At 59.9% G+C, this 14043-nt stretch carries 13 protein-coding genes; 1 reads left to right on the plus strand and 12 read right to left on the minus strand.

Going from position 1 to position 14043, the window contains the following annotated elements:
* Positions 1–53: 53 nt before the first annotated feature.
* From LPB19_RS14515 to flhA, 12 genes are all read right to left on the minus strand, one after another.
* Complete coding sequence (locus tag LPB19_RS14515; RefSeq protein ID WP_206643600.1) at positions 54–845, minus strand: chemotaxis protein CheW; 792 nt, start codon at positions 843–845, stop codon at positions 54–56.
* Entirely contained in the window at positions 838–1635 is a 798-nt protein-coding gene (locus LPB19_RS14520; RefSeq protein WP_206643601.1) for a ParA family protein, read from the minus strand. Before LPB19_RS14520 ends, LPB19_RS14515 begins: the two co-directional genes overlap by 8 nt.
* Positions 1636–1837: 202 nt before the next feature.
* Entirely contained in the window at positions 1838–2620 is a 783-nt protein-coding gene (gene motD, locus LPB19_RS14525) for a flagellar motor protein MotD (protein WP_206643602.1), read from the minus strand.
* Between the two features lie 11 nt (positions 2621–2631).
* Positions 2632–3378 (minus strand): flagellar motor protein, encoded by a 747-nt coding sequence (locus tag LPB19_RS14530; RefSeq protein WP_206643603.1) that lies wholly within the window; start codon positions 3376–3378, stop codon positions 2632–2634.
* Positions 3378–4505: a protein-glutamate methylesterase/protein-glutamine glutaminase gene (locus LPB19_RS14535; protein WP_206643604.1), complete on the minus strand. Its 1128-nt coding sequence runs from the start codon at positions 4503–4505 to the stop codon at positions 3378–3380. The genes LPB19_RS14530 and LPB19_RS14535 overlap by 1 nt, the downstream gene beginning before the upstream one ends.
* Positions 4506–4546: 41 nt before the next feature.
* Complete coding sequence (locus LPB19_RS14540) at positions 4547–6607, minus strand: chemotaxis protein CheA (RefSeq protein WP_206643605.1); 2061 nt, start codon at positions 6605–6607, stop codon at positions 4547–4549.
* Between the two features lie 16 nt (positions 6608–6623).
* Positions 6624–7409 (minus strand): protein phosphatase CheZ, encoded by a 786-nt coding sequence (locus LPB19_RS14545; RefSeq protein WP_206643606.1) that lies wholly within the window; start codon positions 7407–7409, stop codon positions 6624–6626.
* Positions 7410–7430: 21 nt separating this feature from the next.
* On the minus strand, positions 7431–7814 hold the full coding sequence (gene cheY, locus LPB19_RS14550; RefSeq protein WP_206643607.1) for a chemotaxis response regulator CheY: 384 nt from the start codon (positions 7812–7814) through the stop codon (positions 7431–7433).
* A gap of 175 nt (positions 7815–7989) precedes the next feature.
* The gene (locus tag LPB19_RS14555; RefSeq protein ID WP_206643608.1) at positions 7990–8724 is read right to left on the minus strand and encodes an RNA polymerase sigma factor FliA; all 735 of its coding nucleotides are present in this window, start codon (positions 8722–8724) and stop codon (positions 7990–7992) included.
* A 29-nt stretch (positions 8725–8753) separates the two neighbouring features.
* On the minus strand, positions 8754–9566 hold the full coding sequence (locus LPB19_RS14560) for a MinD/ParA family protein (RefSeq protein WP_206643609.1): 813 nt from the start codon (positions 9564–9566) through the stop codon (positions 8754–8756).
* 94 nt (positions 9567–9660) lie between these two features.
* Positions 9661–10950: a flagellar biosynthesis protein FlhF gene (flhF, locus tag LPB19_RS14565; RefSeq protein WP_206643610.1), complete on the minus strand. Its 1290-nt coding sequence runs from the start codon at positions 10948–10950 to the stop codon at positions 9661–9663.
* Positions 10951–11008: 58 nt separating this feature from the next.
* Positions 11009–13180, minus strand: a complete 2172-nt coding sequence (gene flhA / locus LPB19_RS14570; protein WP_206643611.1) for a flagellar biosynthesis protein FlhA — start codon at positions 13178–13180, stop codon at positions 11009–11011.
* A 222-nt stretch (positions 13181–13402) separates the two neighbouring features.
* On the opposite strand from flhA, the gene upp reads away from it, so the two are divergent.
* A complete protein-coding gene (gene upp / locus LPB19_RS14575) occupies positions 13403–14041 on the plus strand; it encodes a uracil phosphoribosyltransferase (RefSeq protein WP_206643612.1) in 639 nt (212 codons plus the stop codon).
* The last annotated feature ends 2 nt before the right edge of the window (positions 14042–14043 follow it).

The raw sequence follows: 14043 nt of genomic DNA on the forward strand, positions 1-14043 counted from the left end.
GGGGCACAAATCGTGCCAGCAGGACACGGTTTCATTCGGTAAACATCGTTTGTTCAACTCAAATCGAGGTGACGCTCGCGTTCTGCCCGCACCAGGAGGTCCGCCATCGCCCGTACGTCAATCAATGCACACATGTGGTTGATCACAGTGCCGGCCAGCCACGGGCGCTTGCTGCGGGCGCTGCGCCAGCGCACTTCGTCGGGACTGAGGGTGAACGATTGGGCAACGTCATCGCACGCCAGCCCCCATTCACTGTTATCCAGACGGATAACAAAGCGGTAGTTGTCACGGGCGTTTTCGGGCACCCGCCCGGCCATAATCCATTCCGCACTGTCCACCACCCTCAGGTTGTGATCACGATCCGGCCGGATACCCATGTACCAGCGAGGACTGCCCGGGATCGGGCGAATTTCGCTTTCAATGCGGTGTATCGCGCCCAACAGTACCAGCGGCACCGCCAGCTGCAGGCCAGCGACGGTAAAGATCAGACACTCAAACGGAGCTTCGGACCAGTCCGGGCGCGACGGCGGCGCCGCCGGGGGCTGGCTGGCGCTGTCGTGATCATCGACCTGACGGCGACGCGCAGACGGCACCGGCGCCTCGGTGATGACAGGTTCGGCCACCTCGGCAACTGGCTCGTCGAGACTCTCAGCAACCCTGGACTCTGGTTCAGGCGGCGGAGTTTCGACAACGCGGAGTTTCGGCGCTTCCCGAACCGGCTGCACTGCCGTTTGCGAGGTTTCCTCACGCAACGCCGTGTCGGTTGCGGTGTGAAGCAAGTCGTCCAGATAACTGGCCAGCGCACTGGCCGGATCCGCAAGTTGCGTCAACTTTTCGTCAGCCATGCTGACGCTCCCTCACCAGCTCGGTTTGCTCCAGCAGATCCTCCAGCAGGCGGGTGTAGGCCCGAACACCATGGGTTGCCCCGTCCAACAGCGAAGGCACCATACCGGCCTGGCTGGCATCCCGGAACTTGGTGTCTACCGGCACGGCAAACCGCCACAGATGTTCTCCGTAGGCTTTGCGAAGCAGGTTCAGGCTTTTCATCGACGCCTGGGTTCGCCGGTCAAACAGCGTAGGCACCACGGTGTAGGGAAGCTCGTTCTTCTGCGACCGCATGATCATCTGCAGCGTGTGCAGCATACGCTCGAGCCCCTTGATCGCCAGAAACTCGGTTTGCACGGGAATGATCAGGTGCTGGGCGGCGGCCAGGGCATTCACCATCAACACGCCAAGGGACGGCGTGTTGTCGAGAATCACATAGTCGAAGTCGTCCCACAGCTGGGTCAGTGCCCGGGACATGATCAGCCCCATGCCTTCGACCCCGACCATCCGACGCTCAAGTGTTGCCAGTGCGGTACTGGCCGGCATCAGAGCCAGTCCGGGGCAGGAAGTCTCGGTGATCAGTTGCGCCGGCAGGCCATCGGGAACCTTGCCCTGATGCTGAAACAGGTTAAACACGCTCTGGGGGATGGTGTCCGGGTCGTGGCCAAACCAGCTGGTGAGCGATCCGTGTGGATCAAGGTCCACCACCAGGACACGCTTGCCTCGCTGGGCCAGCAAACCACCCAGTGACACCACGGACGTGGTCTTCCCCACGCCTCCCTTCTGATTGGCTACAGCCCAAATTCGCACGTCCGACTCTCCAGAATTAAGCTCAATGCAGCGGCATTCATCCATGCTGCAAGGCGGTTATCGGCCAATGGTCGCCCGACTTGAGGACGCATTCCCGGCAATCAGGCGATGAAACGGCAAAGCCTTGCCGTTCGTTCAGTCTGGGGGGAGTTAAATACAGGAAGTGTGCCAAACAGCTAATTCGTAAACCGCCCAGGCACAATCAGCGCATGGCGCCGCGCACGCTGGCATCGCGCGAGATCAGCAAGACCACCCGGCGATTCTTGCGACGGCCTTTGTCGGTGTCGTTGCGTGCCACCGGCTGGTGCTGACCATAGCCGGCTGCCACCAGGCGTGACGGTTCGACACCCTCCTTCACCAGCATGCGCGCGACCGCCGCAGCCCGTGCGGTCGACAACTCCCAGTTGGACGGGAAGCGCGCGGTCTTGATCGGCTGGTTGTCGGTAAAGCCTTCCACCTTGATGGCATTGTCCCGATCCCGCAACACGCCAGCCACCCTGGCAATCACGTCGAACGCATCGTAATGCGGTTCGGCATCACCACTGCCGAACAGCAGGCTGTTGGGCAAGTTCAGTGCCAGCCAGCGCTCACTGGTTTCCAGCGTAACCACGCCCTGCTGAATCAGCTCATCAAACGCGCCAGCCAGCTCATCCGCCACGGCGCGAAGCGCACGCGTCCTGGCCTCGGCATCGGTGGCGGGCTGGGCAGACGGCTCAGCCACGACCGGGCGGACAGCCTGGTCAGAGACCGAGTCGCCGGTATTTCGCGGCTGCTCCCCAACCGGCACTGGCTCGATCGAGCGCTGAGGGGCATTGAAGACGCCGGTGAGAGTTTCGGACAACACTTTGTATTTGCCCTCATTCACCGAGGACACCGAATACATCACGACAAAAAAAGCGAACAACAGGGTGATGAAATCCGCGTAGGAGATCAGCCAGCGTTCCTTGTTGTGGGGTTCTTCCGGAGTGGGTCGACGACGACGCATGGCCAGGCCTGTCAGGACGACGGCATAAAGCCGCGCAATCGCATTTCGATGGATTTCGGGTTTTCCCCCTCGGCAATGGCAATCACGCCATCAATCATCATGTCCTCGTAGCGGCTCCGTTCGCGGACAATGGCCCGAAGCTTGTTGGCAATCGGGAAAAACAGCAGGTTGGCAAGCGCCACGCCGTAGATGGTGGCCACGAACGCGGTGGCGATTCCGCTCCCCAGACTCTGAGGGTCTTCCAGATTGGTCATCACCTGAATCAGCCCCATGACGGCTCCGATGATGCCAATGGTAGGTGAATAGCCACCCATGGCCTCGTACACCTTTGCGGACTCCAGGTCACGCTGCTCCCGGGACTCCAGTTCCACTTCCATGATGCTGCGAATGGATTCCGCTTCGGTTCCGTCCACCAGCAGCTGCAGGCCTTTTCGGGCAAAAGGCTCGGGCTCACGCTCCGCCAGCCCCTCGAGGCCCAGCAGGCCCTGTTTGCGCGATTTCACGCTCCAGTCGATCACCTTGCCAATCCCGTCTTCCATGCTGATAAACGGTGGCACAAACACCCAGCTGACTTGCCTGAGCGCTCGTTTCAGTATCGGCCAGGAGGTTTGCAGGATAGTCGCGGCCAGAGTGCCACCCACCACAATCAGGCCCGCTGGCCCATTGAACAGCGTGGCAAGGGTGCCGCCTTCCAGCAGATTGCCCCCAAGAATGGCGGCGAAAGCCAGAATAATGCCGAGCAGGCTCAGGATATCCATCAGCCAACACCCTCGACCAGGCGCGGACCGATGTCATTCAGCCCCAGCACCTGATCGGTCAGGCCCGCCTTCGCAACAGCCATCGGCATGCCGTAAATCACCGAGGTTTTCTCGTCCTGCGACCAGATGTCCGAGCCCGACTGCTTCATCATCCGGGCACCCTCTTTGCCGTCTGCGCCCATACCGGTGAGGATGATGCCCAGGGTTTTGCCCGGAAAACTGCGGGCCAGAGAACCGAAGGTGACATCCACGGACGGCTTGTAATTCAGCCGTGCGTCGCCGGGCAGAATGCGCACACGAGCCTGGCTGCCCCGGCTTTCAATCATCATCTGTTTACCGCCGGGGGCCAGCAGCGCAAGGCCGGGGCGCAACAAGTCGCCATCCTCGGCCTGGCGCACCTCAATCCGGCAAAGCTTGTTCAGCCGCTCGGCAAAGGCCGGGGTAAAACTGGCGGGCATGTGCTGCACCAGCACGATCGGTGCCGGGAAACTGGCAGGCAGCGAGGTCAGCACCCGCTGCAGAGCCACCGGGCCACCGGTTGACGTACCAATCGCCACCACGCTGTACGCTTTGGCCGCCACCCGGGAGGAACGCCGCGCCGACGCCGCCGGTGCGGCGGGAGCCGGCCGGCCTGACTCGACCGGCCGAAGTTCCGGCTTCGCAGCCGGTGGCGCTTTGGGCGCTGGCTGGGGCGCAGGAGCTGGCGCAACCGCGGGACGCGCAGAGGGGCGACTGCGGGCAATATCGAGGATGCGGTCAAGCAGGATTTTCTGGAGCTGACTGGTGTCCCGGGCAATGTCCTCGAAGTTCTTGGGCAGAAAATCCACCGCGCCGGCTTCCAGCGCATCCAGTGTCACCCGCGCGCCTTCATAGGTCAGAGAAGAAAACATCAGCACCGGCGTGGGCTGCTTGCGCATGATTTCACGCACTGCCGAAATGCCATCCATCACCGGCATCTCATAGTCCATGGTGATGACATCCGGCCGCAGTTTTTCCGCCATCTCGACGCCCTCGCGGCCGTTCGAAGCCACGCCAACCACCTCAATCTGGCCGGAGCCGGACAGAATTTCGGTCAGACGCTTTCGGAAAAAATGCGAATCGTCCACAACCAGGACAGAGACTGCCATCTACTTCTCCTACACAAAAATACGCCCCAGCAAGGCAGCACTTAACTGTAATGTTGCAGCAGACTGGGCACGTCGATAATCAGAGCGATACGACCATCACCGGTAATGGTGGCGCCCGCCATACCCGGTGTGCCCTGCAGGGCCCGGCCCAGAGGCTTGATGACCACCTCTTCCTGACCAACAAGCTGATCCACCACAAACCCGACCTGCCTGGTTCCCATGGCCACGATCACGACATGGGCGGTTCCGGTCGTTGTGTCACCGTCGCCGTTACGTACCAGCCACCGCTTGATGTGGAACAGCGGGAATACCCGATCGCGGACCACGATACACTCGCGGCCATCGACGATGTTGGTTTTGGTCAGATCCAGATGGAAGATCTCCACCACGTTCACCAGCGGCAGGGCAAATGACTGCTCGCCCAGCATAATCATCAGTGTCGGCATGATAGCGAGGGTCAGCGGCACCTTGATGGTGATGCGCGAGCCCTTGCCCAGCTCGGATTTGACGTTGATCTGGCCATTCAGCTGGCCAATCTTGGTCTTTACAACGTCCATGCCAACGCCGCGGCCCGACACATCGGAAATCTGTTCCTTGGTGGAGAAGCCGGCGGAGAAAATCAGGTTGAAACACTCGGCCTCGGTCAGGCGATCGGCCGCATCCTGGTCATAAACGCCCTTCTCCACGGCCTTTTGCCGAAGCTTTTCCGGGTCCATGCCGGCGCCATCGTCTTCAATCGCCAGCAGGATATGATCACCTTCCTGCTCGGCAGACAGAGTCACCGTTCCCATCGGTGGTTTGCCGGCTCTTTCCCGCACATCCGGCGCCTCGATCCCGTGATCGACCGAGTTCCGGACCAGGTGCACCAGTGGATCGGAAAGCGCCTCGACCAGGTTCTTGTCGAGATCCGTTTCCTCACCGTGCATCACCAGATTCACTTCCTTGTTCAGGTTGCGGGCAAGATCCCGTACAACCCGAGGGAAACGACCAAAGACTTTCTTGATGGGCTGCATCCGTGTCTGCATGACCGCAGACTGAAGGTCGGTCGTTACCACGTCGAGATTCGACACGGCTTTTTGGAGCTGTTCGTCTTCACTGGCACTGCCGAGACGATCCAGGCGATTGCGCACCAGCACCAGCTCGCCCACCATGTTCATGATGTCATCGAGGCGCTTGGTGTCGACGCGAACCGTGGTTTCTCCCGCCGGGGGTGTGTCCTTCGCCGGGGCAGTCTTGGCTGCCGGTGTGGCGTCGGGCGTGGCCGCTTTGGTCTCGGCGCGGGGGGGCGGTGCCGGGTCGCGGCTTCCGGTGTCGGGGGCTTCGGCCGCGCTTGTGGGGCTGCCACCCTTACCGTGCAGCTCGTCGAGGAGCTTTTCGAACTCATCGTCGGTAATCAGGTCATCACCGCCAGTCGAGCCGGCATCAACCAAATCGGCCCCTCCGCCATTGGCTGCTTCAGAGCCCGCCTCCGGCGCGCCGCTGAACTGCCCTTTCCCGTGCAGCTGATCCAGCAGCGCCTCGAATTCGTCATCCGTAATCTCTTCGTCACCGGAGCTGTCAGCAGCACCGGCAGCTTCTGGCGCCGGCGCGGCCGCGCCCTGCGGCGCGTCATGCCCTTGCAACGCATCCAGCAGTTGCTCGAACTCATCATCGGTGATGTCGCCACCATCGGCAGGCGCGTCACTGGTCGGCGGGGTCACGGCGGTGTGATTGGCGGGCTCGGCAAAGGCGTCCAGGGCGGCAATCAGGGCGTCCGGGGCCGGCGTCGGCTCCTCGTGGTTACGCACCTGCTCAAACATCGCGTTGACGTTGTCCAGCGCCTCAAGCACCACGTCCATCAGGTCCGAATCGACCCGACGCTTGTGATTCCTGAGGATATCGAACACGTTCTCTGCCGAGTGGCAGCAGTTAACCAGAGCGTCAAGCTGAAGGAACCCGGCCCCACCTTTAACGGTGTGGAAGCCCCTGAAAATTGCGTTGAGCAGATCACTGTCGTCTGGATTTTGCTCGAGATCCACCAACTGTTCGGACAACTTCTCGAGAATTTCCCCTGCCTCGATCAGAAAATCCTGCAGAATCTCTTCGTCAGCATCGAATGCCATGGATTACCCCACCTGTTCAGAAACCAAGACTGGACAACAAGTCATCAACGTCGTCCTGCCCCGAAACCACATCTGCCCGCTCATTGGCCCTGATCTGGGGGCCAACGCCTTCCTCCGGAGACACCTCCACCGCATCGATCTGATGCACCGTTCCGGTCAACTGATCAACGTGGCTTGCCATGACAACCAGACTGAGCATCTGATCTTCAACTTCTTTCACCAACGCAGTTACTTTCTCGATCACCTGCCCGGTAAGATCCTGGAAGCCCTGCGCCAGAAGGATGTCCGACAGGTTGCTGTATACCGCACCCGCATCCCTGGTGAGGCCATCCAGGAAGCGATCCATCCGGCCGTACAGCGCTCTGAACTCATCCGGTTTCATTTCCCGGCGGCCCAGCCGCTGCCACTCCTGGCGCAGCGCCGATGCCTCTTCACTGGCAGCGCCGGCCAGGGGCATGGATTCTTCCACCAGGTCCATGGTCCGGTTGGCCGCTTCGCTGGTCATCTGCACCACGTAAGCCAGGCGGTCGGACGCATCGCTCATCTTGGATAGGGCTTCGCGCTGCTGGGGACTGCGGGGATCGATCTGGAAATTGCGAATGGCCTCGTGGAGCGACCGGGTCAGCCGGCCCACTTCGCGGTAGAGGCTCTGATCCCTGACCTCGCTCAGTTCGTTGATCACCGACATCGCCTGGGCGTAATCCCCGGCCTCGAGGTGTCGGGACAGCTCCGATGCTTGCCACTTGAGCTGTTCAGCAGCGTCCGGCTCGAGGCTCCGATGGTTCTTGTTGGTATCGCTCATGAGAGCCATCCGACCTCTGTTTTACTGGATGCGTTCGAATATCTTTTCGATTTTTTCTTTCAGCACGGCAGCGGTAAAGGGCTTAACAACGTAGCCGTTCACACCCGCCTGAGCCGCGGCCACAATCTGGTCCCGCTTGGCTTCGGCGGTAACCATCAGGACCGGCAGGGCCTTGAGGTTTTCGTCGGCACGGACCTCCTTGAGCAGATCAATGCCAGTCATGCCCGGCATGTTCCAGTCGGTCACCAGGAAATCGTATTTACCGCTTTTCAGCATCGGCAGCGCGGTATTACCATCATCGGCCTCATCCGTGTTGGTAAAACCCAGATCACGCAACAGGTTCTTGATAATCCGCCTCATGGTGGAAAAGTCATCCACGATGAGAATCTTCATGTTCTTGTCCAATGGGACCTCCAGTTACTAAACCCGGAACTCGGTTTACTGCCCGTCAACAATCGGGCGGATGACTAAGACATCGGTCTATTGTGTGTGCTTTACGATGCGTGTAAAGCGCCGGTTACCAAAACGCTACAGAGCCGGATGGCGCTGATACACAAGGAAGAATGACGACAGGAAGTGATTAGACACGCCAATCCGACAGACGGCTTCGCAACCTGAGCGCCGCCTGACTGTGAATCTGGCTGACCCGGCTTTCGCTAACCCCCAGAACCGCTCCGATTTCCTTCAGGTTCAACTCTTCCTGATAGTAAAGACTCAGTACCAGCTTCTCCCGCTCGGGCAACTCCGCAATGGCCTGCGCGAGACCCTGACGGAAGGCATCGGAGGAGATCCCTTCCAGCGGGTTGTCACTGTGCTCTGTTTCTTCTATCGGCAGCTCGCCGGATTCATTTAGCTCATCCAGGCTAAAAAGCCGGCCGCTGTTGCTGTCGGCCAGCGCGGAATGGTATTCGTCAAGATCCATGCCCAGCTCCTCGGCCACTTCCGTGTCCTGGGCTTCCCGGCCAAGCCGGCCTTCGACTGCTTTGATGGCCTCGGAAATTCGACGGGCATTGCGATGAACGGAGCGCGGCACCCAGTCGCCCTTGCGGATTTCATCCACCATGGCGCCGCGAATTCGGATACCGGCGAAGGTTTCAAAGGTTGCACCCTTGGCAGAGGTATAGCGCTGGGCGGCCTCCAGCAGGCCGATCATGCCGGCCTGTATGAGGTCTTCCAGTTGCACAGAGGCGGGTAGCCGCGCCATCAGGTGAAGAGCGATTTTCTTGACCAGCGGCGCATGATCTTCAACCAGTTGCGCTGCTCCCGGCGCCGTGCCGGCCTGCTGGTAGATTCCCAGGTTCTTCGCCAATGTCATGTATCCGCTGTTGTTTCGATTGGATCAAATCAGACTTGGACGAGCCGTTCCACGAAGAATTCGAGGTGTCCCCGGGGCGAGGACGGCAGTGGCCAGTTGTCCACTTTGTCGGCCAGCGCCTTGATCGCCAGGGCGGCCTTGGATTTGGGGTAGGCATCCAGAACCGCACGCTGGCGCTGAACGGCCTTTTTCACGGCCTCGTCGAACGGCACCATGCCCACGTATTCCAGCGCCACATCAAGGAAGCGCTCGGTCACACGGCTGAGTTTCTCGTACAGGTGGCGGCCTTCTTCTTCATTCCGGACCTGATTGGCAAGAATACGGAACCGGTTGGTACCGTAATCACGGTTCATCAGTTTGATCAGCGCGTAGGCATCGGTAATGGAGGTGGGCTCGTCGCAAACCACGAAGAGCAATTCCTGCGAGGCGCGCAGGAAGCTGACAACCGATTCGGATATACCGGCGGCGGTATCCACAATCAGCACATCAATTTCGTCGCCCAGTTCACTGAAGGCATTGATCAGACCGGCATGTTCCATGGCGCTGAGCTGTGTCATGCGCTGGGTTCCGGACGAGGCCGGCACCACCTTGATACCGCCCGGACCTTCGACCAGCACGTCTCTGAGGTCACACTCACCCGAGAGCACATCGGCGAGGTTCCGGTTGGCGGTGATGCCCAACAGAACGTCAATATTGGCCAGCCCCAGATCGGCATCGAGGATGACTACCCGGCGCCCTTTCTGCGCGAGAGCAATACCCAGGTTGACGGACACATTGCTCTTGCCAACCCCGCCTTTTCCGCCGGACACTGCAATTACCTGAACCGGTTTCGCTCTGCTCATGCTCGTTATATTCTCTCGCCAGTTAATCCAAGGCTGTTCTTATCGTTCAGACGACTGCCCGCCAGTGTCGGCCACGTCAGCGGGTCCCTGTTCTTCAGGCACCCTCAGCAACGGCCTGTTGTTGCTGCATATTTTTCAAACGCTCCACGGCCAGGCGAACCAGTGGAATCGCCTCGGCGTGATGCAAGTGCTCGGGTATCTTCTGGCCGTCGGTGTAATAGGCCACCGGAAGACTGGTTTCCATGGCAAAACCGAGAGACTCACCGAGCGTCAGGGCTTCATCGATCTTGGTCATCACGCAGCCCGCCAGATTTGCCATCTTATAGCAATGCCAGACGGATTTCATGATACGCGGCTGACTGGTTGCGGAAACCACCAGATGGGTGCGGATATTATGATGGCTGCGAGCCAGCTCGGCCAACTGCTCCTGGTAGCCTTTGTCAGCGCTGGTCAGGCCGGCAGTGTCGATCAGTACAAGATGCTTGTCTGACAGCTCATCCAGGATATCGTCCAGTGAATGGGTCTCATCCACCACCCGAACCGGCACATTCAGGATGCGGCCGAACACAAACAGCTGCTCGTGCGCGGCAACACGGTAACGGTCGGTCGTGACCAAGGCCAGGGAGTCGGCGCCGTGTTTGAGTACATAGCGCGCAGCGAGCTTTCCGATGGTAGTGGTTTTGCCGGATCCGGTTGGCCCCACCAGGGCGTACACGCCCCCCTCATCCAGCCATTCCTTGCGCGAGGTACGTACCCCGGTGGCCAGCATTTTGAGTGACTGCTTCCACCCCTCATCCAGACGTCCACCCGTGTGGCGACGCGCAAGGGACGCGGACAAATCATTGCTGAGCCCGAATTCCTGCAGGCGCTCGGCAAGGCGCTGCTGAACGGGATTGACGCCGGGCCTGGCCATTTGCTGCGCCTGATTGCCACTCATCATGTCGCGCAGAGAGCTGATTTCCGCCCTCATTTGCGCCAACTCGCTGGAGTAGTCTGATGTCACAGCCGCGCTGCGCTCGCCACCGGACTCAGGCTGAGGTGACGGGGCACTCTCGTCAAACGCGGCATCCCACTGACTACTGCCAGCAGCGGCGCGTTTTTCCCGCACCCCCCGGATTCGCTCTCGGGAACGATTCAGCTCGTCTTCAAGCCGGCGATGCTGGTCGGCCTGCAGTTCTGCCAGGCGGGCACCGGAGGTGGCAGACCCGGCCTCTTCGCCCAATCGCTGGCGCGCCATGTTTTCGTCGTAATCCAGTGCCGTCACAATTTCGACACCTCCATCCACTCGACGATTGGAAAGAATGACAGCATCCGGCCCCATTTGTTCACTGACTTGCCGGAGCGCCTCAGCCATACTTTGAGCGAAAAACCGCTTTACCTTCATTCTACCTCTTCCTCCACCGGCCACGCTGCATCTGCGCTAGCCGCTTGTCTTTCCGTCGTCACTGACCAACGGACGCCACGATGGTGATCTGTTTGTTTTCGGGTACTTCCTGATACGAGAGCACGTGCAACCGCTCTACCCCGTAGCTGGCGAATTTCGCCAGCACCGGCCGGAGCGGCCCTGAAACCAGCAGGATGGCGGGCTTACCCAACATTTCCTGCCGCTGAACACTGTCCTGCAACGAGCGCTGCAGTTTTTCCACCATGTTCGGCTCCAGCACCATCCCGATGTCGTCCTGACCGCCGGATTGTTGACTCTGCTGAACCGACTTCAGCAACATCTGTTCCAACTCTGGGTCGAGGGTAATAACCGGAATCTCCGACTCGTTACCGCAGATACTCTGGACGATCATCCGACGCAGCGCCTGGCGCGCCACCATGGTCAGCAGCTTGGGATCCTGGCTACGGGGATGGATGTTCACAATTGCCTCGGCGATGGATCGCATATCCCGAATCGGCACTTCTTCCTTCAGCAGGCTCTGCAAGACCCTGAGCAACAGGCTGATGGAAATCGTCGTGGGCACCAGCTCTTCGGCCAGCCGGGGTGACATCTTCTCCAGCTGATCCAGCCATTTCTGGGTTTCCTCATGCCCAAGCAGCTCATGAGCGTGCTTCTGAAGCACCTGGTTCAGATGGGTTGCGACCACCGTGCTGGCATCCACGACGGTGTACCCCAGGGTCTGGGCCTGATCTTTTTTGTCGGTTTCGATCCAGCAGGCATCCAGACCGAAAGCCGGGTCCTTGCCTTCGATACCTTCAATTTTGCCGAACACCTGCCCCGGGTCGATGGCCAGTTCCCGCTCGGGGTGAATCTCTGCCTCGGCGATGGTGACCCCCATCAGGGTGATGCGGTACACGTTGGGCATCAGGTCCAGGTTGTCCCGGATGTGGACAGACGGCATCAGGAAGCCAAGATCCTGTGACAACTTCTTGCGGACCCCTTTGATCCGGCTGAGCAACTGCCCACCCTGGGACTTATCCACCAGCGGAATCAGGCGATAGCCGACTTCCAGCCCGACGATATCCACGGTGGCGACGTCGTCCCACCCAAGCTCGCGGGTCTCACCGGGCGCCGGTAACTGATGCCCCTGATCGGCAGCGCCATCGGCTTGCAGTTCCTGTCCGCCGGCACGATGCACCCCGGCACCGCCCTGGGCCGGAAACACCGCGCCCTCTTCCACGGTTTGCTGATCCCGCTTCCAGATAAACCAGGCTGCACCGGCGGCCAGACTGCCGAGCCCCAGAAAGGCAACGTGAGGCATGCCCGGAATCAACCCGAGAATGATCAGGATGGCGGCCGCAATACCAAGCGCCTTGGGCGCACTGAACATCTGGCTGATGATTTGCCCGCCCATGTCCTGACTCGAAGTGACCCGCGTCACCATGATCGCCGCGGACGTAGACAGCAGCAGCGACGGAATCTGCGCAACCAGACCATCACCAATGGTCAGCAGCGCGTAGCGCTCCATGGCAAGTCCGAAGGTCAGGCCATGCTGCATCATGCCGATGGCAACACCACCGATAATATTGATGGCCAGAATCAAAAGGCCGGCAATGGCATCACCCTTAACAAATTTCGACGCACCATCCATGGAACCGTAAAAATCCGCTTCCTGGGCAATCTCGGACCGACGCAGCTTGGCGTCTTCCTGGTTAATCAATCCGGCGTTCAGGTCGGCATCAATGGCCATCTGCTTGCCGGGCATCGCATCCAGAGTGAAGCGCGCGCTTACCTCGGAAACCCGGCCGGCACCCTTGGTCACCACCAGGAAGTTGATGATCATCAGAATGGCGAACACCACCAGACCGACGGCGTAGTTGCCGCCGATGAGCACTTCGCCAAAGGACTCAATCACCTTGCCCGCGGCATCACCGCCATCGTGGCCTTCAAGCAGGACGATCCGGGTAGAGGCCACGTTCAGCGCCAGACGCAGCAGCGTTGCCACCAGCAGCACGGTCGGGAAGGACGCAAAATCCATCGGTCGCATGGCATACACGCACACCAGCAAAATCACGATGGACAGCGTGATATTGAAGGTGAAGAAAACGTCGAGCAGGAAAGCCGGCATGGGCAGGATCATCATGCCCAGCAACCCCATGAGCATCACGGGAACACCGAGATTGGCCCGCGTCAGGGATTTGACGTTATTCAGGACTAATACTCTGTCCATGCTTGAAGCGACTCCGGTAACAGGCCCCGGGGTAAACAAGGGGCGGAAATCTGACGCTAATTCGTCATTTGGACGGTAATTCGCAAGATCCGTACCAATCCTTACCCCAATTCCTCCGGCTTCGCCCTGCGGCCGCCTGACTCAAACCGCCAGATACGGTATCCTTGCGCGGTTCCATAGCGCTGCTTAACCATCAAAGAAAACCCACAGATAGGTGATCCCATGCCAATCCACGAGGTGAAACACCCCCTGATCCAACACAAGCTGGGCCTGATGCGCCGGGCGGACATCAGCACCAAGAACTTTCGTGAACTGGCACAGGAAGTTGGTGCCCTGCTCACCTACGAAGCCACCAAGGACTTCGGCCTGCAGGAACAGACCATTGATGGCTGGGCCGGACCGGTGAAGGTCGAACAGATTCAGGGCAAGAAGATCACCATCGTTCCGATCCTGCGTGCCGGTCTGGGCATGCTGGACGGCGTACTGAGCCTGATCCCGGTTGCCCGCGTGAGCGTGGTTGGCCAGATCCGCGACGAAGAAACCCTGGAAGCCAGTACCTACCTGGAAAAACTGGTGGGCGAACTGGACCAGCGTATGGCCCTGATTGTTGACCCGATGCTGGCCACGGGCGGCTCGATGATTTCCACCATCGACCTGCTCAAAAAAGCCGGAAGCACGGAAATTCGCGCCCTGGTACTGGTGGCCGCCCCCGAAGGCGTCCAAAAAGTATTGGAAGCACACCCGGACGTCTCGATCTACACCGCCTCAGTGGATGAGCGCCTGAACGAGAAGGGCTACATCCTGCCCGGACTCGGCGACGCCGGCGACAAAATCTTCGGAACCAAGCAAAAGGACGTTTGACC

The sequence above is a fragment of the Marinobacter salinisoli genome (assembly GCF_017301335.1).
In the GTDB taxonomy this organism is placed as follows: domain Bacteria; phylum Pseudomonadota; class Gammaproteobacteria; order Pseudomonadales; family Oleiphilaceae; genus Marinobacter; species Marinobacter salinisoli.